Here is a 21,055-nt window from a genome sequence, read left to right on the forward strand (position 1 = left end):
AAAACATATATAATAGAACAAAGAGGTGAAAAACATGTCAATCGAATCACTATGGAGCAGCCGCTTCCAACAACATATTCAAAATATCATTACATACTTTGCACGTATGATTAACGGTTTACTATATAGCTTTATCTTCGTTGCCTGTATAGGTGCTTACTATTACGCAAAGTTTCTTAAGACAGCTCCTTCTAAAGGACTATCTTTATTACTTATTACAATCGTCCTAACAGCGATTATAACGAGATGCCCGATCCGTACATTTATTCAAAAACCTGATGCTGTCTATTTGCTTGCATTAGAAGAGAAATTAACATCTTATTTTAAAAAATCTCTTCTATATAATTACATCATTCAGCTTTTCCCATTATTATTTACGTTCCTTATTCTCGTTCCACTTGCACTGCAATCATTACAAGTAACTGTACCTTTCTTATGTACAATCTTTATCGTTTTAATGGTTACGAAAGCTTGGAACATGTACATACATTGGATGTGGCGTGATAGTTATGAAAAAAGTATATGGCTGATCATCCGGATTACTTGTAACGCCATAATCATTTACATGCTGTTTTACTCAGCAAATGTTCTCATATTGGGCGGATTACTCATACTACTTGCTTTCCTGCTTCTATATACGAAAAAACAGCCTACAAAACGAATACCGTGGGATTACATAATCGAGCAAGAAGAAAAAATGAACGTTCGTTTTTATCAATTTGCTAGCATTTTCACCGATGTCCCGCAACTAAATAAGCAAGTAAATAAAAGAAAATGGCTTACAACTTGGATTGAACCTTTATTACATAAAAAACGAGCAACTTTCTTCTATTTACATACACTAGCATTTTTACGCGGGAATGATTATTTCGGTATATATATTCGCTTAGGGCTGATTGGTGCCTTTGCCTTATATTTTATACCAAACATATACGTAAAAGGCGCTATCGCATATATCGTCCTATATATGATTTCTATGCAGCTCCGTTCCCTATGGAAATATTTTTCGGGAAATATTATTGTAGCATTATATCCAATTGATACTGAAAAACGAATGAATCAATTTCTTCACTTAATCTTTATATTACTAAGCATTCAACTCATTGTATTTTCAATTGTTATACTCATTGCTACAGGTCAATTTTTACATAGCCTTATCATTATGATTATCGGGTTACTTTGGATCAAATTTATTATTGTACCAAAAACGAAGCAACGAATTTCCGCATTTTAACGAAAAGAAATATCTTAAAAGCCAAGGAGCGAATAAATTTTCTCCTTGGCTTTTTTATTTTCCTTCCTCAAACAAGAATCATCGGCACAACCGATATTTTATGATTTTGCATACAAAAATGATAATACATGTTTACGTCCTAATAAAAAGGGTATGTATTAAATTAACAAGGGAAACGAACTGGGGGGATTAGAAATTTAAAAGGAAACAAACACTACGACGCATTGCTCAAAGACGATTCTGGAACCCATAATATAATATAAGGAGCGGATTAGAATGAGTAAAAAAATTGCTATTTTAATAACGGATTATTTCGAGGACACAGAATACACAGAGCCAGCAGAAGCTTTTAAACAAAAGGGATATGAATTAACAACTATTGAAGCAGAAAAAGGTAAAACGGTACACGGTAAACAAGGAAAAAGTGAAGTTGTAATTGATAAAGGTATCGATGATGTTTCTCCAGAGAACTTTGATGCCCTCTTCATACCAGGCGGATTTTCCCCAGATATACTTCGTGCAGATGAACGTTTCGTTCGCTTTAGCAAAGCATTTATGGATGCGAAAAAACCTGTTTTTGCTATTTGTCACGGACCTCAGCTACTTATCACTGCACAAACACTTGAAGGACGTGATGTGACTGGATATAAATCTATTGAGATCGACTTGAAAAATGCCGGTGGAAATTTCCATGATAAAGAAGTAGTCGTATGCCAAAATCAGCTGGTCACAAGTAGACAACCTGAGGACATCCCGGCGTTTATTGAAGAATCGTTGCGTATATTAGGATAGCTACTTTGGTTAACTAACCTCCTTTTATTTACATGAAAATAATGAATCAGTGGGGTTTTATTCATCCCCCACTGATTATTAACCCTCACCAACTGGTCGTTTACAGGAAATCCGACCACCACAAATAGCAGGATAAATAAAAAGGGGGATCCAAAAGTTCAGTTTTAATAACCTTTTGGATCCCTCCTTTTTTCGTCCCCCAATTTTTAATCACTTTTCATAGGCAGTTCTCATATAGTGAAAATGACTATACGATTCCTATCCATAAGTTAAATAATGATTTCGCACATATATAAATCCAAAAGATGGGAGCCTTATTTATGAATAACAATCCACCTTCAATGCCCCCAAATCCAACGGAAACGAATAATAATGAAGTGAGCTTACAAACGTTACGCGTCATTGGACTGATTGTACTGATTAGTGGCTACATATTAGTCACTCTTTCTGAAGTAGGAACGTTAAAAAATCTTTTGCTACAGCCTAGTACTACTCCAAATTTAGCTGAAGTTGATCCGTTTTAAAAAGAAAAAACATACCCTTCTTCTTTAAAAAATGTAATAATTGATTCATTTTGCTAGGCAAATTTTGCGAAGTTATGGATACAGCCATCCCCGCATTAAATACGGGAATGGCTGTAATTATTGAATGAATTCTTCTAAATGGTTCTTCAAGTTCTCTAAATACTTCTCAACAGTAGGATTCTTCACCACATCATAACAAGCAAAGCTCTTTAACGGACTCATGCCAAGAAACTTTTGCACGCGGTGTAAATGGCTAAGCGTTGACTCTAAACTTTCCCCTTCAAAGAACTTCGTCTTATCTCCAAATGCCTTTTCAGGTGCATTCCAAGTTGTAGAAAACATATACTGCTTCTCTTTTAATAAACCACCTGTTCCATATTCATCAGCACCTTTAAAGAACAAACCATATTCATATACTTCATCCATATACGTTTTAAATAAGCCCGGTACACTAAACCAGTAAATCGGTGTTTGATAAATCACAACATCGGCCCATAAAAACTTCTCTTGCTCTTCCTTAATATTGTAGCCATCTTGAATCGTTGTTGTTTTCACATGATGCTTCTCGCTTAATACAGTTATCATATAATCAACTAACGTTTTATTTAATCTGCCTTCCTTTGTACCGTATTTTTCATGTCCATTTATAATGAATATATTTTTCATCGCTTTTCTCTCCCTTATTTTACTCCTCGGCTATTAACCCCAGTTGCTGTTTCAGCGTAAGATTATCTTCTAAATGCCAGTCTTCCGTTATCTTTCCGTCTTTCACATGTAACATATCAATTGCAAAAAAATTGATTTTCTTATCCTTATGCGTTCCTGTAAAAGAAAGACGAGCTGTTACTTTATCACCGACGACTAATAAATCTTCAATCTCGCAATGTATATTAGGAACGACTTTACGAAAATTTTGTGCCGCAAACTTTAATCCTTCAGTGCCTTGTGGTCGCCCTTTCGGCAATGTATTATCGGAAAAATCTTCAGAAACAGTTTGCAGAATAAGTTCCTCCTTACCTGTATCCCAAAATGCATAAAAACGCTGCGCTGCATGAACCATTTCGTTCGCTTCCTTTTTACTTAGTGAGGGATCAATTGTCATTGCTTTTGGCTTTGGCATTTCTTTTAATAACTGGACTTCCGTTTTTTCTTCCACACCGCATGCTACAAGTACAATACAAACAACAAACAAACTAAAGAACCCAAACAACTTTTTTATCCCCATGAAAATCACCTCCTCATACAAACCCTTTGTATTTCGTATTGCTATTGTATATGCACTAACTTCCTTTATGGAAGTAGTGATATTTTTTTCATATAGTTACCAAAAGTATAGTTTTGTGATACTATAAAGCAAATTCATCGAAAAAAATTTTATGGAGGCTAGTTCCATGAACAATATAGATCCAGTTGTATTAACGAAAGGTTTACCAGGCATACCTTGTCCTATCGCTAAAACACTTGACGTAATTAGTACAAAATGGACGTTTTTAATCATTCGCGACCTTCTTATCGAAGGAACATTACGCTTTAGTGATTTACAAAAATCAATGGACGGGATTAGTCCGAAAACATTATCACTTCGCCTAAAAGAATTGGAAGCACAAGGAATTATAACGCGAAAAGTATATCCAGAGGTTCCGCCTCGCGTAGAGTACACGTTAACGGATAAAGGAAAGCAATTAGAGGGGATATTTATTGAATTAAAGCGTTTTGGATTAAGTTTATAAACGAAAAGCCCCTTACCATAAAAAATAGTAAGAGGCTTTTCGTTATTCACTACATTACTTCGCAAAACTTTGAGCTAGCTGTTTCTCTCTCCACATAAATGTAATGCCGAGACCAACTATTAAAACAACTCCTGAAAATGCATATGGATAATGAATATTCATATCAAATAATATTCCGCCCATCGCTGGTCCTGCAATATTTCCTAAACTCGTATAAGTCGAGTTCATACCAGCAACGAATCCTTGCTCTTTTCCAGCTGCTTTTGATAAAAACGTCGTTAAAGCTGGACGAAGCAAATCAAATGCAAGGAAAATGAAACAAGTAACGAGAAGTACAATCCAATAATTAAAGACTACAGTTGAAACGAAAGCTAATACTGCACCTACAATTAAACATATTTGAATTAACACTTTTTCACCGAACATATCAACCAATTTACCAAACATAAATACTTGCACAACTACCCCAAAGATGGAGCTAATTGTAATAATTGCTGCAATATCTTTCGGTGTAAAACCAAACTTATGATCAGAAAACAGGCTAAAAACAGTTTCATACGCCGATAAACCGAAAGCGAGTACAAATACGATAATAAATGCAATTGCATACATTGGATGTAATGATTTCTTTAAATCACCAATAAAGCTTGATTCTTTCGTGTTAGCAGAAATCTCTGCAAGTTCTTCTTTCGTTAACGGTTCTTTTAAAATAAAGATCGAAATTACACATGCTATAAAGGCAATTGCTGCTGCAACGAAAAACGGCACACGTATACCATACTCTGCAATAAATCCACCAATTCCAGGTCCTATAATAAAACCAGTACTAATCGCCGCTGATAAATATCCCATCGCCTTTGGACGTTCCTGCATAGATGTAATATCCGCAACATATGCCGTAACACCAGGCATAATAAACGCGGCACTAATTCCGCCTAACACCCGTGCTGCATAAAGCATCCACACATCTTTTCCTAATCCAAAAAGAAGTTCTGAAACACCAAAAATAAATAATCCAATGATGATCATTTTCTTCCTACCGTAAAGATCGACCCACCGGCCTGTAATAGGTGACGTAATGAGCTGAGCCATTGCGAATACTGCAACGAGATATCCCATCGTCTTCCCTGTTAAACTCATGTCATTCATAAAGGACGGCATAACCGGAATGATTAATCCAATCCCTAAAAAAGCGATAAATATATTACTCAAAAGAATGACCAATACCATCTTTTGTTCTTTTATCGGTTTCTTCACTTTTTAACACCTCTTCCCGTAAGTTCCTCAAAAAAATAATGCCCAAGAAGCTTTTTCTTTATCCTGCTATTTGTGGGCTAATCATGAGTAGAGATGCCCCCACTCATTAGAATTTCACTCTATCCTTCCACACATACATACGCATTAGGTGAATGACTATCATTCAGTTTTCCTCAAAAATGAACCTACCTTTTCAGACAGGTTCATCTTACTACCTCTTTATATGTAGTGCATGTGTTAAAAAATCTAGTACTTCTGCCTTTTGTAGCTCGACTTGCTCCTCATCTTTATGATCATATAAATAAACTTGTTCCGCTGCAGATTCAACAAGAGCGATAAATAACTTAGCCGTTCTTTCCGCGTGAACCGAATCACGAATTTCACCAGCTTCTTTCGCCGCACTTAAAAACTCGCTTAGCCACATATAAAGAGGCTCATACACAGCTTCCCATTCTTTTATATGTTCTGTAGATGCAAGACCCGCATACATTAAAGCTTGTATTTCACGATATTCCGCTATAAAGTGAAACACCGCATCTATTACTTGCGTCACTTTACTTGAGAAAGGCGCATCATTTTGCACTTTTTCTTTCACTGCAAGTATCATCTTTTCAACCATTACTTCTGCTATTGCAGGCATAACAGATAACTTAGAAGGAAAATATAAATAGAAAGTTCCTTGTGCAATGCCAGCCAATTTCACGATATCAGAAATCTTCGTTTTTTCAACGCCCTTTTCCTGAAACACTTCAATAGCTGCATAGACAATTTTTTCTTTTTTATTCATCATCTAAACCCTTTCACACACATATTGAATGACTGTCACTCATTTTATAAGATAATCGATTGTACTGTCAATGATAGTGAACTCTAAGAGGAAATCATTTTTTAATAATAAAAATCTCCTAATAAACCATTAGGAGATAAAATACAATATATCTTTAAGAAAGAGCCTTTAATCCTGTCACTCCGCATACAATAAGAGCCACACTAATGATACGTGCTTTACTTTTCGACTCACCAAACAGGAACATGTTTAATAAAACGGCACCTGCTGTTCCAATACCAATCCAAACCGCATAAGCGACACTTACTTGTAAAAATAAGAAAGATGTATACAAGAATGCGAAGGATGTAGCAAATCCACCTATATAAATTGCACCATTTGCTAACGTTTTATCTTTACTATACATTTTAAGACCAATCACACCGACTATTTCACTAATTGCAGCACAAAATACGAAAAACCAACCCATCTTTAAGCAGCTCCTTCCACAGTTTCTTCTTTATTATCAGCTAGCTTTAAACCGATAACGCCAGCTACAACCATCACGATAAAGAATAACTTCCCTACACTGAAACTTCCACCGAAAAGGAATACATCCATTAAGAAAGTACCTACCGTACCAGCTCCGGCAAAGATGGCATATACAGTTCCTGTCGCAAGATGTTCACACGCTTTAGAAAGAAAGTGAAAATCAACAGCGATAACGCCTAAAATAATAATCCAATGCCACCAAGTATCGGCCGTATTAAAACCAAACACCCAAAAAATTTCAAAGATACATGTTAATATGACATATAACCAAGCTCTATTTTTCATACCTCTCACCTCTTATGACTGACTATCAGTCATTTTTGTTTTAAAAAAATATGATCTTTCATCAATACTATATATAAACAACTATCATCCTCATTTACCATTTATATTTGTTCCGTTTTTAAACTAACTACATCCTTCCAAAGAAGAAATGACTGAATGTCATTCATATATATTGTACATGAATATTTTAAAAACTGTCAATACCGAAAGATTATTTGAAATTTCTTTCATCCGATTTGTATATTTCCTAATAACCTGTCAATACTGCTAGTAACATAATATTTTCTCCACTCCCCCTTGGAGAGATCCCTTGAATAGAGCAGTTAGCTTTTGCTAGCTGCTCTTTTTTATTTGCCGGCACACTATGAGATCAAATCCATTTTTATCATAAATAATTAAGGGTCGGATTATGTTTTCTATTTACTTTCCAAAGAGGCCTTATATGCAATAATTTTATTCTCCAGCATCTTTTCTGTAATTACTAAGTTTTCTCTTTGAATCTGAATAGATTTCCTATGATCTTCTAGGAGCTGTAAACGAGCTTCGGTTGTATGCTCCCCTTCTAAATATAACCTAGCATATTCTCTTATTTTCGCTATTGGCATTTGCGTTTGTTTTAATTTCATGACAAAATGCAACCACTTTATATGTGACTCTTCATACATTCGATTCCCATTTGTATCGCGATTTGCAATTAATATATTTTCCTTTTCATAATAACGTAGTGTATGTGTACTCACTCCTATTAATTTAGACGCCTCGCTAATTGTATACATACTCTAACTCCCTCCACGTGCTTATCCTCATATATTTTATAGCCTTATCAAATTCATAAAAAACATTTGACTTAGAGTATACTCTAACAAATAAAATCTAACCATAATATATTTATTTGAACTTAGGGGGATTTTATATGAAATACACTGTTATTACTGGTGCGAGTTCTGGAATTGGCTATGAATCGGCTTTAGCCTTTGCAGCTCGCGGAAAGAACTTAATACTTGTAGCTCGAAGACAAGAAGAATTAGACGGATTAAAATTAAAAATTAACGAAATGAATCCAGAATTGGATGTTGTTATTCGAAGAACGGATTTATCTATCACGGAAAATGTTTATAAGCTGTATGAAAGCCTACAAGCCTTTCAAATTGAAACGTGGATTAACAACGCCGGTTTTGGTAATTTCGCCTCCATTGCTGAACAAAATTTAAATAAAATAGAAACGATGTTACATGTAAATATAGAAGCACTAACAATACTCTCCTCTCTTTTCGTTCGAGATTATTCAATGGTTGATGGCACACAACTTATTAACGTTTCATCAGGCGGTGGATACACAATCGTTGCTGATGCTGTTACGTATTGCGCTACGAAATTCTATGTAAGTGCATTTACAGAAGGTTTATCTCACGAATTGAAACAACAAGGTGCAAAACTGCAAGCAAAGGTTTTAGCACCTGGTGCAACTGAAACAGAGTTTGCAAAACGTTCATTTGATATTGATGAATTCCAATACGATAATGTTGTACCGAAATTCCACACCGCAAAACAAATGGCACAATTTATGCTTGATCTTTACGAAAGCGATAGAGTTGTAGGGCTTGTCGATGGTTCTACTTATAACTATGAGCTTAAAAATCCCATTTTTAATTTTGCGGTAAGAAAAACGAATTCAAGTTCTTAAATTCCCCTAAAATATAGATGCTCACTATTACGTAAATAATAGTGGGCCTTTTTTCTCTGAAAATTTCACCCAACATATCGAATCATCGCCACCTCATCACAATAATCCACCTTTGGACAATGTCTACAATCGATCCATACTTTCTCTGGTAACGCATCTCTATTCACAAAATCAAACCCGCACTTTTGAAAAAATTCCGTTTCATATGTTAAAGAAATGACTCTATTCACTTTTATTTTCGCTGCCTCATTTATTACATGGTTCACTAACATACGCCCGATTCCTTTCCCTGCGTATGTATGCGAGACGGCTAACGACCGGACTTCTGCAAGGTCCTCCCCTAACACATGTAAACCAGCAACCCCAACAATCTCATCGCTTTCTTTCACAACATATAAACATTGTAAATATTGATAGAGAGATAAAAGAGAACGTGGTAAAACTACTCCTTCTTTTGCATAAGCTTCAATAAGACTATAAATTTCTTTCACATCACTCGTAACCGCATTAAAGATTTTCATATTATATCCCCTTGTCCCCGATATTAATATTTATAACCTAAATTGAATTTTAATACATAATTTTATATAATAATACATCTCTCTTTTCTCCCCGTCAATCACTTTATACAAACAAAAAACCAAGCAATCTAATCGATGCTCGGTTCCTCATTTCGTATCGGCAATACCGTCGAATATTTAATTTCACGAAGTGCTAAGCTCGTCTGTATCCTTGTAATACCAAGCTTATTCAGCTTTCGAATAAACTGCTCCAGCTCTTTACGATCACGATTTGCAACTTTTAATAAATAATCATACTCTCCTGTTAAACAGTGACACTCTAACACTTCAGGCATCATTTCTAATTCTTTTTCCAACACCTCAAGTTTATCCGATTGATGAATATTCGTACTCATAAAAATGAAGCATAACAAATCAAAACCAAGCTTTTCTTGATTTAAAATAGCTACTTGCTTATCAATGAACCCTTCTCCATCTAATCTTTTTATTCTTGCATGCATAGCAGCTGGTGATAAATTAACGCGTCGCGCAAGCTCAGCATTACTTACTTGAGACTCCTTCTGCAATATATCTAAAATTTGTACATCTAAATCATCCAACACCTTAATAACAGACGACTCCATTACAATTCCCCCTTTTTTCTTACCGATGATTATTCGAAAAAACACCTTACACCTTATAAAAAACTGAATATTTTTCTTCAAATAGTATCCATAACAAAACATTTTATCGACTTTTATCCATTATACAAAAGAATATATTACATAATGAAGAAAAATGCTAAAATTATTTACAATTCGTATTGATTACAACAAAGGGGATTTTAGTATGCCTTATTTTTATGTCTTTTTACTATTACTAACGAGCTTATTATGGGGAGGAAATTTCGTCGTTGGAAAATCGCTCGTTGATCACGCGTCTCCGATGACACTAACAAGTTTAAGATGGATGATTGCGATCGTTTGTTTATTACCGATGGTCTGGTTTAAAGAAAAGAAAATCATTCCACCTCGCGCGGCAATACTTCCGTTAATATTGATGGGAATTTCAGGGGTCGCTCTTTTTAACATCTTTCAATTTTTAGCATTAGAAAAAACATCCGCAACAAGTGTAGGTCTTATTTCTACATTAAACGCAATTTCCATCGCATTATTTTCTGTCTTATTTCTAAAAGAAAAAGTAAATACACTTCAAATTTTATCTATGATTCTTTCATTCTTTGGGGTTATCCTCGTCCTATTAAAAGGTAATTTCTCACTTTTATTTTCATTACATTTTAATAGCGGCGATTTATGGATGATGGCAGCTGTTTGCATTTGGGGAATGTATTCTGTTTGTAGTAAATGGGCAACAAAAACAACTACACCACTTATGGCAACATTATACTCTGGTATTTTCGGCGTTATTTTATTACTGCCATTTAACATAGGTAGCTTCACTGTTTCGAATATAAATACGTCTTTCATAACATCACTTTTATATACAGGACTCATTTCTACCGTTCTTTGTATGGTATTTTGGAATGTTGGCGTACAAAAATTAGGTGCAACTACATCTGGTATTTTTCTAAACTTCAATCCAATTTTCACAGCTATTTTAGCATTCCTTTTCCTCGGTGAAGAACTAACGTGGATACAAATTTTAGGGACAATAATTGTTGTAACAGGATGTTATTTATTTTCTCATTTCAAAACGGTTACTGTTCAGCCAACTGGAGCTTTAATACGAAAGCATTCTTAATGAAAAAACATCGTCATCCAAGTGGCGATGTTTTTATTTACTCTTCATTTCTCTTATATACTGCTTTTCCTCTTCTGGTGTTAAACGTTCCGTCGCCTTGCCAGTATCTCCACCTTGAAGGCTCCATAAAAAGTTATGCTCCTCAACAGTTTGAGAAAAATCTCCTTTTTCCCATCTATTTATAATAGAAAATAACTTCATTTTATATTGAAAACCTGTACTATTTTCAATATCTCTTTTCACATTAGAAATTTCCTTATTCGTCATTTCTACAAATCCCCATTTTTCAGAGGATTTTACCTTTTGATGCACCATTTTATGCATAGTAGAAATAATTTCACCTTCACTAATTTGTGGAGCTTCTTCTGCAACTTTCTTCTCTTTTTCATTTGCCGCTTGCTGGGTTTGAATATTTTTATTTTCTTTTTCCACATATGCAAGCAATTTCTTTCCGCCAACTATAGACGAGATAATTACTATAATTGTAATGCATATACCTACGATCCATTTAAAAAGCATTAGCTTTTCATCGCTTCCCTAACAATATGACTATCTACATACTGCTTAAACTTCACAATTTTTCCGTTCTCAAGTTGCCATACATGAACAAATTCTGCTTCAAATGATTTTCCCGTTTCTTTATAAACTCCTGAATAAACACCTTCAGCAATAATTACATCTTTTCCGTTTACTTCATGGTACATATTTACACTCGCTTTATAATCATGCCATTCTGATCCTAATCGGCTAAATACATTTTCCATTATTGCTTCTACACCTATATAAGTTCCCCCGTACGGGAATCCTTCTGCCTCTGTCCATTCTACTTTTTCAGAGAGGGCTTCTACTAAATGTTTTGCATTTGAAGGAGCTGACCCTTCATACGTGCTTTGAATAATTTCTAAATTTGATTTAGACATATTACTTCCTCCCGTTTTATTTATTTTTTACACAAGTAGTAACCGCAGCAGTTACAACTTGTGTAAAAAAATATTTATATTATTTTATTCTTAATCCACCAGTCGTAACCATTATAGTTACAATTATAATTCAAGTCAACAACTTATAAATAAGTTTACTTCACTTTCATTACTTTCTCTTTTACGAAACGGTCTACATATCCTTCTGCTTTTACAACAAATAAATACGCACCCATTGCTAATAATGCAAGATCTAATTCATATCCTGGATTCTTTCCATCTCCTAATAAACCTGCTGCTCCATTTACCTTTACGATAGCTCCAGCTAAAATAAGAGCGAATAACAATCCTACATATCTTACGCCTAAACCGATAATTAATAATATACCACCAACTAATTCAACTGTTGCTACGCCGTATGCAAGACCGCCTGGTAAGCCGATGCTTGTAAACCATCCCGCTACGTTATCGATACCTGATTGAAACTTCGCTAAACCGTGTGCAAAGAACGTTACTCCTAACACGATACGAATAATTAAATTCCCAATATATTGGTTCATTTTGAACTCTCCTTTTTGTTTTGTTATGGTGAACTTTTATTCACAAGTCAAAACAATACGGTATTTCATTTCATTCGTCAAATACTTTTTTTAAGAAAACAAAAAACATTATCCCTTTTACGGATAATGTTTTCTTACAAAATAGCGCTAATTCAAGCTTTTACTCTATCGCACAAAAAAGTTGAAACATTTTTCCAGCGCCAACATACGGCAATAAAGACAAGTCCTCTTCTACAACCATTCCAACAACATTCACTTTCTCATCCTTAGGCAAATCATGTGTGGCAACTTGCATCTCTGCTGCATATCTACCGTACAATTCATTATCAATTGTAATGCTGCCTTTCTTTCTTGCAATTGTATGCATTGGCTGTAACACGACTTTATTTTCTTCTCGTGATTCTACAGAACGAATGACATCACGGGCTGGATCTAGTCTATTTGTATGCACTTGTTCTACCATTTTTAACACTTCACTTTTCTCTATCAATGGCTCGTATCGCAGCGGAATAATCCCTCTACTCGCACTCGCTATCTCTTGTACACTTTCTATACTTCCGCTTATATCCCCGATTAACACCTTATCAACACCACAATCTTGTACAAGTTCTAAGTACGCTTCAAGTGGGCGCATATTGCGGTGCTTTTCTAACGTTGGTAAACCTTCACATAGCGGACCACGTTTTTCACCATCTCCCGGAATAAATGCCATCGTTTTTATTCCGCACTCATGTAAGTATTCGTTTTGTTTTTGTAAAAAGGACTTTGCTAGTCCTGTTTCTGGACGCGGATAAAAATTATGCCAAGCTTCTACATTCTCTACTTTTATATTTTCTATGATTAACTCTTTCCAAAATGAATCTGTAATCGTACTCGCATTTAAAGCTACTTTCATTTTATGAGATACGCGTGCGATTTCTTTCGGCGTGATGCCATAGTCCATTCGTAAACCAGTAATGCCCCATTCCACTAACTCTTCTACATTTTCGTAAGTTATCCCTAAATGGTGTAACGATTTTGGAGAAACATCAACCATTAATTCCATTTCATATTTGAGCGCTTGTTTCCCAAGTATTTGAATTAGCTCTTTATACGTACCAGGATCATCTTCAGGAATGTGAAGTGATGTAAAAATAGATGAAAACCCGTTTTCCTTCGCTACTTTTAACCACTCTTCTTGCTTCTTTACTCGTTCTTTTGAAAGATAAATTGAAACTCCTATCATATGAATCTCCCTTTCTATGAATAGAAAAAGAGAAAGGAATCCCTTTCTCTATATGTTTTCTGCCATTTCTTCTTTAAAGCCAAAGAAGTACGTAAAAATGAATCCGAAAGTATATGCCACTACTAATCCAAGGAAATATAATAAATATTTATTATCAGCAATTAACGGAATTAATGATAATCCTGATACGCCGATTCCAAGTGCGGCTGTTTTCATAACGGCTTGGAATGCACCGCCGACAGCTGCACCGAGACAAGCTGTAAGAAACGGTTTCCCAAGTGGTAATGTAACACCGTATAATAACGGTTCGCCAATTCCTAAAAATCCAACTGGTAATGCACCTTTAATTACGTTACGCAGTCGTTTATTTTTTGTTTTTACAAAAATCGCAATCGCTGCTCCTACTTGCCCAGCTCCAGCCATTGCAAGTACTGGTAATAAAGGTGTTACGTGCGTTTGATTAATAAACTCCATATGAATCGGTGTTAAACCATGATGCAATCCGACCATCACGAGCGGTAAAAATGTTCCCGCAAGTACTGCTCCTGCAAACGCGCCGCCAATATTTAAAATCCCATTAATTCCGCTTGTAATTCCTTCAGATAAGAAACCTGCTACCGGCTGAATGGCTAACATCGTTACGATACTTACGACTAATACAGTAATAAGCGGCGTTACAATAATATCAACTGCATTTGGCACTGCTTTTCGAACTTGTCTTTCCACTACAACCATAAGCCATGCTGCAAAAATAACTGCAAATAATCCGCCCCGTCCGGGTACGAGTGCTTCACCGAATAATTTTACAGTCGCCATCGCCGGGTTAAAAATTAAAATACCAGCAATTGCCCCAAGAACCGGTGTCCCGCCAAACTCTTTCGCTGTATTCCAACCGACTAAAATCCCTAAGAATGTAAAGATACCGCCACCAATGAGTAGTAACATTTGTAGCCATGTTGCATTCGGATCAGCACCTGCGTTTTTCGCAAAGTTAGCAACCCCGTTTATAATTCCTGACGCAACAAGACCCGGAATTAACGGAATGAAAATACTTCCTATTTTTCTTAAAAAGTTTTTCACTGGTGTATTATTTTTCTTCTTAATCTCTGATTTCATCTCTTGCCCGAGATCTTCAAGATGATGATCTGCCACCTCACCAATTCGCAGTCCTGTTAAACCTTCCATTTCAGCTGCTACTTTATTTACTGTCCCTGGTCCAACAACAACTTGAAGTGTCTCATCTTCAATAACACCCATAACCCCTTCAACCTTTTTCAAAAGGTCCATATTCACTTTACTTTCATCATGAAGCGTTAATCGCAGTCTCGTCATACAATGAGCAATACCACGAATATTTTTTACTCCCCCAAGTTGCTCTGAAATTTCTTTGGCCATTCTCTCTTCTTTCTTCATAATAGAATCCCCCTCCCTATTATTTTATAGTGCCTTCTTCACAAACCCTTTCGCTTCTTTTAATTTCTCCAGTGCTTCCCCATACTCACACTGCAATAACACCATAACAATCGCGGCTTTCACATTACGTTCTGCTTTTTCGTAATACTCTGCTGCTACTTCATAACTAACACCTGTTGCTTCCACAATAATTCGTTTTGATCGTTCTACTAACTTTTCATTTGTAGACTGAACATCTACCATTAAGTTTTTATACACTTTCCCTACACCAATCATAGAAGCTGTTGAAATCATATTGAGTACTAATTTTTGCGCTGTACCAGCTTTCAAACGCGTTGAGCCTGTTAAAATTTCGGCGCCTGTTTCTACTTCCACATTTAGCTTTGCATATTTACTTATTTCAGCATTTTTATTACAGGAGATACTAGCTGTACTCGCTCCCACGCTATGCGCGTATTTCAATCCGCCAATGACATAAGGAGTTCGACCACTTGCCGCAATTCCAATTACAGTATCTTTCTCGTTTAATCCGATACTTTTTAAATCTTCTTCCGCGAACTCTTCACGGTCTTCGGCACCTTCCACCGCTTTAGTAAACGCTTTCAATCCTCCTGCTATAAACCCCTGTACCATTTTATTATCTGTGCCAAATGTCGGCGGACATTCCACTGCGTCTAAAATACCTAAACGACCACTTGTACCAGCCCCAATGTAAATGAGTCGCCCTTCTCTTTCAAATGATTGAATTACAGTTTGCACAACCTGTTCAATCTGTTCTATCTCTTTTTCAACTGCTAACGCAACAGTTCGATCTTCTTCATTCATGCTTTGCAAAACTTCTTTTATACTCATCTCATCTAAATTCATCGTCTTTTCATTACGGTGTTCTGTCGATAAATTTTCTAACATATTACCACCTACTTTGAAATTTAATTTCATACTTTTATTATAACTTCAAGAAATTTAAAATCAATATGACTGTATTATTTTATGAAATTTAATTTCTTTTCATGACGAATTTATCCCACTTTAACTGGCAGTAAGACCCCCACCTCAAATTCAGCGAAAGCAAAGAAGATAGGTGGGGGATCAACTGCCTGTAAAAGTCCGATTGGTTCAACTAATAATAAGTGGGGGATGCCCCCCCCACTTATTAAAGTTTCACTTTATGTCAGTACGCAAAAAAAGATGGGTTTCCCCATCTTCTCATTTTAACTTCCGTAACCGCAAGGCTTCTTCTCTTGTCTCCATAAATCGATCCAGCACTTTATTACCAATACGATTAAAAGTAATCACATATAAAGCATCAATCATATTCAGCTGTGTCATTCTCGAAGCAATACTCGCAATACGATGATCTTGTTCTACATCTGGCATACAAAGACGAATATCCGCCTCTTTATATAACGGTGATGATTGATCGAGCTTGGTAATCGCAATAACTGTTGCACCTTGTCTCTTCGCATATTGCGCCATTTCAAGTACATCTTTCGTACGACCAGATGTTGAAATCGCCACAAATATATCGCCCTCTTTTAAATTTGTCACAAGCGGCAACATCATATGAAAATCAGATAGCATCATTGCAGTAAATCCGAGCCTTGTAAATTTATAAGCCCCGTCCATCGCTGGAGTAGCTGATCCGCCTACTCCGTAAAATATAATTTTATCCGCATTTACAATAAGGTCTGCTGCTTTTTCCAGCTCCTTCTTATCTATAGCCGTAACGCTCGCCTCAATTGCAGCTTTATTCACATATGTAACTTTATTAAACAAGTCATACGGTCCATCTTCCGTATTCATCACTGAAAAATCGTTAATATTATAATCAGCAATCGTTAATTCGCGAACGAGTGCGATTTTAAATGCTTTAAAACTTCCGATTCCAATCGACTTACAAAAGCGAACAACGCTCGCCTCACTTGCGCCTGCATTCGTTGACACTTCTTTCGTCGTTAAGTTCGGAACAATCTCTGCATTCTCCATTATGTACATGGCAACCTTCTTTTCAGCTGGTGAAAATTGATCCATATTACTTTCAATTTTAAATAGTAATGTAGAAGCTTTCACTATTTAACCTCCACTTCTTACGGTTGCGTATCTTCTCTACTATCATTTGTATCATATAGATAAAAAGCATCATTACCAGGTGGATGATGAACAATTACAGTTCGCTCCCCTTTTTTATATGATGTTATTTCACCTTCAGATCGCTGCTTTTCCCATCCACCTATCCAAATTGCAAAGTCAGGTACAAAAGCAGTGTACTTATAGTCCTTCGGGTTTTCGTCTTCTACATAGGAAGAAAAAATAGAAACCGGAAAACCTTTCACTTTTGATTCTTTCCATGCAGTAAATGGTATACATAATGCAATAAGTATGATTACACCGATAACCTTCCCCTTCGTAATCCTCACACATTTTCTCTCCTCGACTTATCATATACGTAGATTTTACCATAATTACAACCTATTCACGCTATATGACTATTGCTTTTTTCCAATAAAAAAGAGCTTACCTACATCAGATAAGCTCTTCTTCTCTATACAAAATACTTCTTCAAAAGTGGCGGCGTAATAATCGTCGTTAATATAACAACAATTACAATCGCTGTGAAATTTTCTTTCGCTAATAAATTCGCCGCAAGTCCATTCGCTGCGATGATAAGCGCCACTTCTCCGCGCGATACCATTCCCGCACCGATACTAATAGAAGATTGAAGGTTGAATCCTGTTAGTCTTGCTCCTAAACCTGATCCGATTAACTTTGTAAAAATCGCAATAAGCGTCATAATGATAATGAACCAAAGCTGGCTTCCGATACCTTGAAATGTAATTTCCATTCCGATACTTACGAAGAACACTGGTACAAATATCGCATAAGCAATTGGCTCAATCTTATGTTCTACCTCATGCTTGTATTCTGTTTGAGAAATCGCAATCCCTGCTGCAAATGCTCCAATAATACCGGCGATTCCCATCATTTCACTGTAATACGAAAAAGAGAAACAAATAATAAGTGCTGCACTAATTAATGCTTCTGTTACGCGAAGTGGTACGAGCATCTTCATAATCCATGGAACCACTTTCCAGGAGATGAAAACGATACTTACAAAAAAGATAATTTTCTTTGCAATGACAAGCGTTACATTTACATCTTGTGTACCTAAAAAACTCATCACAAATGCTAATAAAATAACAACAATTACATCATCAAATACAGCTGCCCCTAAAATCGTCGTACTTTCTCTCGTATTCATTTTCCCTAAATCTCTTAATGTTTGAACAGAAATACTAACCGAAGTGGCACAAAGTAATAACCCTAAAAAGATCGCATGCGACTGTAACATTCCAAACGCAAGTCCTGCTAAATACCCACCAAGGAATGGGAAAATAATCCCTCCCATCGCTACTGCGAATGCAGATTTCAAATTCCGATTTAACTCTTCTAAATCCGTTTCAAGCCCCGCCATAAACATAAGTAGTAAAACACCAATTTCACTCAGTTCATCAATCAATTCAGAACTATTAATAATACCAAGCACAGCCGGACCGATAATAATACCAACAATTAACTTACCAAGTACAGAGGGCTGGCCGAGTCTTACACTAATATCACCAGCTAATTTCGTACAAAGTAAAATGACGACAAGTTCAAAATAAAATAACATAACATCTTCTCCTACTTTATAAAGTGAAACTGTAATCAGTGGTTAATTTCCCCATATCCACTGATTATTCGTTGAACCAATCGGGATAAAGTGAAACTGTAATGAGCGGTTTTGTCACTCTGTTAACCCTCGTCCATTCCTGCCAGTAGTTTCCCCTATTCATAAGCATTTTATTTGTCATATTTTTATTTGACAAAATATTCTGAATTATATTAAGATTAATCCAGCAATTTTAAAAAACTAGACACCATAACTGTACCTCCATTTACTTACGTACTCTTTTCTAGTGGGCTCATACTATATTCGTAGTTATGGAAATGAAAAAACGGGGGGAGAGTCCAAAGTGAAGTCATTATTACGAAAAAAAGCGCTTAGTACTGAATCACCACGGCAGTTAGATAGAACATTAACTGCACTTGATTTAACGTTTTTAGGAATTGGCGCCGTAATTGGGACAGGGATCTTTGTATTAACAGGTATTGTCGCAGCGAAACATTCTGGTCCTGGTATTATGTTATCATTCCTTATTGCTGCATTTACTTGTGCTTGTGTAGCCTTTTGTTATGCTGAATTTGCTTCTTCTATTCCTGTCTCAGGAAGTGTGTACACTTACGCATATATGACAGTCGGAGAAGTCGTCGCATTCATCGTCGGCTGGTGTTTAATGCTCGAATATTTACTTGCAGTCGCGGCAGTAGCTGTCGGTTGGTCTGGTTATTTACAATCTTTACTACAAGGATTTAACATCCATCTGCCCACCATAATAGCCTCGGCCCCTGGCGTAGGAAAAGGCGGTATTATCGATTTACCGGCTGTTTGTATTTTACTACTCATTACGGGACTTTTAAGTTTCGGTATACGCGAAAGCGCACGCATTAATAATATTATGGTTCTTATCAAGTTAGCTGTTATTATCGCCTTTATCGTAGCAGGGGCAAAATATGTAAAACCTGAAAATTGGACTCCGTTCATTCCATTCGGATACGACGGTATCATTACTGGGGCTGCCACTGTATTCTTCGCCTTCTTAGGCTTTGATGCAATCGCAACCGCTGCAGAAGAAACGAAAAAACCACAGCGCGATTTACCAATTGGCATTATCGGTTCCCTTCTTATTTGTACTGTTTTATACATGATTGTATCTTTCGTTTTAACAGGTATGGTTCCGTATACACAATTAGATGTTTCTGATCCGGTTGCGTTTGCCTTACATTTCGTTGGCGAAGATACAATTGCAGGACTACTCGCTGTTGGAGCGATGACTGGAATGACAACCGTTCTCTTAGTCGTTATGTATGGACAAGTTCGCGTTTCGTATGCAATGAGCCGCGACGGTTTACTTCCAAAAGCGTTAGCACGTGTGAATAAAAGAGTAAAAATCCCTTTATTAAACACGTGGATTACTGGCGTTGTGTCAGCTTTATTAGCAGGACTTTTAGACTTACATTTACTAGCGAATTTAGTAAACATCGGTACGTTAACAGCATTCACATTCGTTTGCTGCGCTGTACTTATTTTACGAAAAACACATCCTGATTTAAAACGTGGATTCCGCGCACCTTTCGTACCTGTATTACCAGTTGTCGCCATTCTTTGCTGTTTATATTTGATGATTAATTTGTCTAAAACGACATGGATTAGCTTTATAGCTTGGCTTATAGTTGGCTTATGTTTCTATTTCTTCTACTCTAGAAAACATAGTCATTTAGCTACTGAAAAAACAAATGATGAAGAGAAAAAAGCATAACAAAATAGCTCGCCAATAAAACGGTGAGCTATCTTTCTGTATTATTATATTTTTTCGTTAACGATTGTAAAATGAAAAATATGCCGATGCAAGCTGTAAACGATGCCCAATTTCCTATCGGTGTAGCGTATTTAAAAACGCCAATACCTACAAGCAATAGGAAAATAATCACCTGATATATAAGCTTCCACTTTTGCATATATTCCCTCCTTTACTTCGTTCCCTTCTTTTTCTTCTTCCATGCATTTAAACTATCAAAGAAGAAATTAATAAATAACGTGCCTAAACCCGCTAATAAAAACGTCATTAAAAATAGAACCCATATACTTTTCTCTTTTAAGAAATAATATCCTACAAGGAGCACAACCGCGATCCATACATATTCAAGAATTCTTTTTAGCTTTTTCTCTTCCAAATTATTCGCTCCTTCATTCT

The 21,055-nt window shown here is 36.1% G+C and carries 27 protein-coding genes; 7 read left to right on the forward strand and 20 right to left on the reverse strand.

Going from position 1 to position 21,055, the window contains the following annotated elements:
- The first annotated feature begins 34 nt into the window (after positions 1 to 34).
- The 3 genes from DN392_RS01460 to DN392_RS01470 all read left to right on the forward strand — a co-directional run bounded on the left by DN392_RS01460 (position 35) and on the right by DN392_RS01470 (position 2,550).
- The gene (locus tag DN392_RS01460; RefSeq protein WP_064470965.1) at positions 35 to 1,234 is read left to right on the forward strand and encodes an ABC transporter permease; all 1,200 of its coding nucleotides are present in this window, start codon (positions 35 to 37) and stop codon (positions 1,232 to 1,234) included.
- A gap of 276 nt (positions 1,235 to 1,510) precedes the next feature.
- Entirely contained in the window at positions 1,511 to 2,026 is a 516-nt protein-coding gene (locus tag DN392_RS01465; protein WP_064470964.1) for a type 1 glutamine amidotransferase domain-containing protein, read from the forward strand.
- A 320-nt stretch (positions 2,027 to 2,346) separates the two neighbouring features.
- Positions 2,347 to 2,550 (forward strand): hypothetical protein, encoded by a 204-nt coding sequence (locus DN392_RS01470; RefSeq protein ID WP_048567139.1) that lies wholly within the window; start codon positions 2,347 to 2,349, stop codon positions 2,548 to 2,550.
- Positions 2,551 to 2,667: 117 nt separating this feature from the next.
- Here the strand turns inward: DN392_RS01470 and DN392_RS01475 are convergent, their stop codons facing one another.
- Together DN392_RS01475 and DN392_RS01480 are read right to left on the reverse strand one after the other, a co-directional pair.
- Positions 2,668 to 3,216, reverse strand: coding sequence for an NAD(P)H-dependent oxidoreductase (locus DN392_RS01475; protein ID WP_048567140.1), 549 nt, complete (start codon positions 3,214 to 3,216; stop codon positions 2,668 to 2,670).
- 19 nt (positions 3,217 to 3,235) lie between these two features.
- Positions 3,236 to 3,775, reverse strand: coding sequence for an ester cyclase (locus DN392_RS01480; RefSeq protein WP_064470963.1), 540 nt, complete (start codon positions 3,773 to 3,775; stop codon positions 3,236 to 3,238).
- 166 nt (positions 3,776 to 3,941) lie between these two features.
- On the opposite strand from DN392_RS01480, the gene DN392_RS01485 reads away from it, so the two are divergent.
- On the forward strand, positions 3,942 to 4,280 hold the full coding sequence (locus DN392_RS01485; RefSeq protein WP_001059473.1) for a winged helix-turn-helix transcriptional regulator: 339 nt from the start codon (positions 3,942 to 3,944) through the stop codon (positions 4,278 to 4,280).
- Between the two features lie 54 nt (positions 4,281 to 4,334).
- On the opposite strand, the gene DN392_RS01490 is transcribed toward DN392_RS01485, so the two are convergent.
- The 5 genes from DN392_RS01490 to DN392_RS01510 all read right to left on the reverse strand — a co-directional run bounded on the left by DN392_RS01490 (position 4,335) and on the right by DN392_RS01510 (position 7,916).
- Positions 4,335 to 5,537: an MFS transporter gene (locus DN392_RS01490; protein ID WP_000742967.1), complete on the reverse strand. Its 1,203-nt coding sequence runs from the start codon at positions 5,535 to 5,537 to the stop codon at positions 4,335 to 4,337.
- Positions 5,538 to 5,748: 211 nt separating this feature from the next.
- The gene (locus tag DN392_RS01495; RefSeq protein ID WP_002108767.1) at positions 5,749 to 6,327 is read right to left on the reverse strand and encodes a TetR/AcrR family transcriptional regulator; all 579 of its coding nucleotides are present in this window, start codon (positions 6,325 to 6,327) and stop codon (positions 5,749 to 5,751) included.
- Between the two features lie 151 nt (positions 6,328 to 6,478).
- Positions 6,479 to 6,793 (reverse strand): DMT family transporter, encoded by a 315-nt coding sequence (locus tag DN392_RS01500; RefSeq protein ID WP_000539670.1) that lies wholly within the window; start codon positions 6,791 to 6,793, stop codon positions 6,479 to 6,481.
- Between the two features lie 2 nt (positions 6,794 to 6,795).
- On the reverse strand, positions 6,796 to 7,140 hold the full coding sequence (locus tag DN392_RS01505) for a DMT family transporter (RefSeq protein ID WP_000796014.1): 345 nt from the start codon (positions 7,138 to 7,140) through the stop codon (positions 6,796 to 6,798).
- Positions 7,141 to 7,556: 416 nt separating this feature from the next.
- Positions 7,557 to 7,916 carry a MerR family transcriptional regulator gene (locus DN392_RS01510; RefSeq protein WP_149237888.1) on the reverse strand — a complete coding sequence of 120 codons (360 nt, stop codon included), beginning with the start codon at positions 7,914 to 7,916 and terminating at the stop codon, positions 7,557 to 7,559.
- 137 nt (positions 7,917 to 8,053) lie between these two features.
- Here DN392_RS01510 and DN392_RS01515 point away from each other — a divergent pair, with 137 nt between their 5' ends.
- Positions 8,054 to 8,824 carry an SDR family NAD(P)-dependent oxidoreductase gene (locus DN392_RS01515; protein ID WP_000878086.1) on the forward strand — a complete coding sequence of 257 codons (771 nt, stop codon included), beginning with the start codon at positions 8,054 to 8,056 and terminating at the stop codon, positions 8,822 to 8,824.
- A gap of 65 nt (positions 8,825 to 8,889) precedes the next feature.
- Here the strand turns inward: DN392_RS01515 and DN392_RS01520 are convergent, their stop codons facing one another.
- Entirely contained in the window at positions 8,890 to 9,345 is a 456-nt protein-coding gene (locus DN392_RS01520; protein ID WP_000689148.1) for an N-acetyltransferase, read from the reverse strand.
- Positions 9,346 to 9,473: 128 nt separating this feature from the next.
- Positions 9,474 to 9,968 (reverse strand): Lrp/AsnC family transcriptional regulator, encoded by a 495-nt coding sequence (locus DN392_RS01525; protein ID WP_000446108.1) that lies wholly within the window; start codon positions 9,966 to 9,968, stop codon positions 9,474 to 9,476.
- Positions 9,969 to 10,173: 205 nt separating this feature from the next.
- On the opposite strand from DN392_RS01525, the gene DN392_RS01530 reads away from it, so the two are divergent.
- On the forward strand, positions 10,174 to 11,085 hold the full coding sequence (locus tag DN392_RS01530) for a DMT family transporter (RefSeq protein ID WP_088321228.1): 912 nt from the start codon (positions 10,174 to 10,176) through the stop codon (positions 11,083 to 11,085).
- 33 nt (positions 11,086 to 11,118) lie between these two features.
- Here the strand turns inward: DN392_RS01530 and DN392_RS01535 are convergent, their stop codons facing one another.
- The 9 genes from DN392_RS01535 to DN392_RS01580 all read right to left on the reverse strand — a co-directional run bounded on the left by DN392_RS01535 (position 11,119) and on the right by DN392_RS01580 (position 18,873).
- Positions 11,119 to 11,604: a PRK06770 family protein gene (locus tag DN392_RS01535; RefSeq protein WP_088321227.1), complete on the reverse strand. Its 486-nt coding sequence runs from the start codon at positions 11,602 to 11,604 to the stop codon at positions 11,119 to 11,121.
- Positions 11,604 to 12,005: a nuclear transport factor 2 family protein gene (locus DN392_RS01540; RefSeq protein ID WP_149237889.1), complete on the reverse strand. Its 402-nt coding sequence runs from the start codon at positions 12,003 to 12,005 to the stop codon at positions 11,604 to 11,606. The genes DN392_RS01535 and DN392_RS01540 overlap by 1 nt, the downstream gene beginning before the upstream one ends.
- A 155-nt stretch (positions 12,006 to 12,160) precedes the next feature.
- A complete protein-coding gene (locus tag DN392_RS01545) occupies positions 12,161 to 12,565 on the reverse strand; it encodes a DoxX family protein (protein WP_087985777.1) in 405 nt (134 codons plus the stop codon).
- 160 nt (positions 12,566 to 12,725) lie between these two features.
- A complete protein-coding gene (locus tag DN392_RS01550) occupies positions 12,726 to 13,790 on the reverse strand; it encodes a DUF871 domain-containing protein (RefSeq protein WP_149237890.1) in 1,065 nt (354 codons plus the stop codon).
- A 48-nt stretch (positions 13,791 to 13,838) separates the two neighbouring features.
- Complete coding sequence (locus tag DN392_RS01555) at positions 13,839 to 15,203, reverse strand: PTS transporter subunit EIIC (RefSeq protein WP_048567144.1); 1,365 nt, start codon at positions 15,201 to 15,203, stop codon at positions 13,839 to 13,841.
- 24 nt (positions 15,204 to 15,227) lie between these two features.
- On the reverse strand, positions 15,228 to 16,112 hold the full coding sequence (gene murQ / locus DN392_RS01560; protein ID WP_016089194.1) for an N-acetylmuramic acid 6-phosphate etherase: 885 nt from the start codon (positions 16,110 to 16,112) through the stop codon (positions 15,228 to 15,230).
- A 297-nt stretch (positions 16,113 to 16,409) separates the two neighbouring features.
- Positions 16,410 to 17,273 carry a MurR/RpiR family transcriptional regulator gene (locus tag DN392_RS01570; protein WP_000648158.1) on the reverse strand — a complete coding sequence of 288 codons (864 nt, stop codon included), beginning with the start codon at positions 17,271 to 17,273 and terminating at the stop codon, positions 16,410 to 16,412.
- 17 nt (positions 17,274 to 17,290) lie between these two features.
- On the reverse strand, positions 17,291 to 17,620 hold the full coding sequence (locus DN392_RS01575) for a hypothetical protein (protein ID WP_001223249.1): 330 nt from the start codon (positions 17,618 to 17,620) through the stop codon (positions 17,291 to 17,293).
- Between the two features lie 125 nt (positions 17,621 to 17,745).
- Positions 17,746 to 18,873 carry a cation:proton antiporter gene (locus DN392_RS01580; protein ID WP_000899803.1) on the reverse strand — a complete coding sequence of 376 codons (1,128 nt, stop codon included), beginning with the start codon at positions 18,871 to 18,873 and terminating at the stop codon, positions 17,746 to 17,748.
- 343 nt (positions 18,874 to 19,216) lie between these two features.
- Between DN392_RS01580 and DN392_RS01585 the strand changes: the two genes are divergently transcribed.
- On the forward strand, positions 19,217 to 20,620 hold the full coding sequence (locus tag DN392_RS01585; RefSeq protein WP_000838725.1) for a branched-chain amino acid transporter BcaP: 1,404 nt from the start codon (positions 19,217 to 19,219) through the stop codon (positions 20,618 to 20,620).
- A 28-nt stretch (positions 20,621 to 20,648) separates the two neighbouring features.
- Here DN392_RS01585 and DN392_RS30220 read toward each other — a convergent pair whose 3' ends face one another.
- A complete protein-coding gene (locus DN392_RS30220) occupies positions 20,649 to 20,819 on the reverse strand; it encodes a hypothetical protein (RefSeq protein ID WP_001174844.1) in 171 nt (56 codons plus the stop codon).
- Positions 20,820 to 20,831: 12 nt separating this feature from the next.
- Positions 20,832 to 21,035 (reverse strand): hypothetical protein, encoded by a 204-nt coding sequence (locus DN392_RS01590; RefSeq protein WP_000391504.1) that lies wholly within the window; start codon positions 21,033 to 21,035, stop codon positions 20,832 to 20,834.
- Positions 21,036 to 21,055 lie beyond the last annotated feature (20 nt).

Source organism: Bacillus sp. BB51/4 (assembly GCF_008368845.1).
Classification (GTDB): domain Bacteria; phylum Bacillota; class Bacilli; order Bacillales; family Bacillaceae_G; genus Bacillus_A; species Bacillus_A wiedmannii.

Coding starts and splice junctions, on each gene's coding strand:
- DN392_RS01555 (WP_048567144.1), bottom strand. CDS start 15,203: ATGAAGAAAGAAGAGAGAATGGCCAAAGAAATTTCAGAGCAACTTGGG.
- DN392_RS01515 (WP_000878086.1), top strand. CDS start 8,054: ATGAAATACACTGTTATTACTGGTGCGAGTTCTGGAATTGGCTATGAA.
- murQ (WP_016089194.1), bottom strand. CDS start 16,112: ATGTTAGAAAATTTATCGACAGAACACCGTAATGAAAAGACGATGAAT.
- DN392_RS01530 (WP_088321228.1), top strand. CDS start 10,174: ATGCCTTATTTTTATGTCTTTTTACTATTACTAACGAGCTTATTATGG.
- DN392_RS01545 (WP_087985777.1), bottom strand. CDS start 12,565: ATGAACCAATATATTGGGAATTTAATTATTCGTATCGTGTTAGGAGTA.
- DN392_RS01525 (WP_000446108.1), bottom strand. CDS start 9,968: ATGGAGTCGTCTGTTATTAAGGTGTTGGATGATTTAGATGTACAAATT.
- DN392_RS01520 (WP_000689148.1), bottom strand. CDS start 9,345: ATGAAAATCTTTAATGCGGTTACGAGTGATGTGAAAGAAATTTATAGT.
- DN392_RS01485 (WP_001059473.1), top strand. CDS start 3,942: ATGAACAATATAGATCCAGTTGTATTAACGAAAGGTTTACCAGGCATA.
- DN392_RS01470 (WP_048567139.1), top strand. CDS start 2,347: ATGAATAACAATCCACCTTCAATGCCCCCAAATCCAACGGAAACGAAT.
- DN392_RS01480 (WP_064470963.1), bottom strand. CDS start 3,775: ATGGGGATAAAAAAGTTGTTTGGGTTCTTTAGTTTGTTTGTTGTTTGT.
- DN392_RS01465 (WP_064470964.1), top strand. CDS start 1,511: ATGAGTAAAAAAATTGCTATTTTAATAACGGATTATTTCGAGGACACA.
- DN392_RS01550 (WP_149237890.1), bottom strand. CDS start 13,790: ATGATAGGAGTTTCAATTTATCTTTCAAAAGAACGAGTAAAGAAGCAA.
- DN392_RS30220 (WP_001174844.1), bottom strand. CDS start 20,819: ATGCAAAAGTGGAAGCTTATATATCAGGTGATTATTTTCCTATTGCTT.
- DN392_RS01505 (WP_000796014.1), bottom strand. CDS start 7,140: ATGAAAAATAGAGCTTGGTTATATGTCATATTAACATGTATCTTTGAA.
- DN392_RS01500 (WP_000539670.1), bottom strand. CDS start 6,793: ATGGGTTGGTTTTTCGTATTTTGTGCTGCAATTAGTGAAATAGTCGGT.
- DN392_RS01475 (WP_048567140.1), bottom strand. CDS start 3,216: ATGAAAAATATATTCATTATAAATGGACATGAAAAATACGGTACAAAG.
- DN392_RS01495 (WP_002108767.1), bottom strand. CDS start 6,327: ATGATGAATAAAAAAGAAAAAATTGTCTATGCAGCTATTGAAGTGTTT.
- DN392_RS01460 (WP_064470965.1), top strand. CDS start 35: ATGTCAATCGAATCACTATGGAGCAGCCGCTTCCAACAACATATTCAA.
- DN392_RS01510 (WP_149237888.1), bottom strand. CDS start 7,916: ATGTATACAATTAGCGAGGCGTCTAAATTAATAGGAGTGAGTACACAT.
- DN392_RS01535 (WP_088321227.1), bottom strand. CDS start 11,604: ATGCTTTTTAAATGGATCGTAGGTATATGCATTACAATTATAGTAATT.
- DN392_RS01580 (WP_000899803.1), bottom strand. CDS start 18,873: ATGTTATTTTATTTTGAACTTGTCGTCATTTTACTTTGTACGAAATTA.
- DN392_RS01540 (WP_149237889.1), bottom strand. CDS start 12,005: ATGTCTAAATCAAATTTAGAAATTATTCAAAGCACGTATGAAGGGTCA.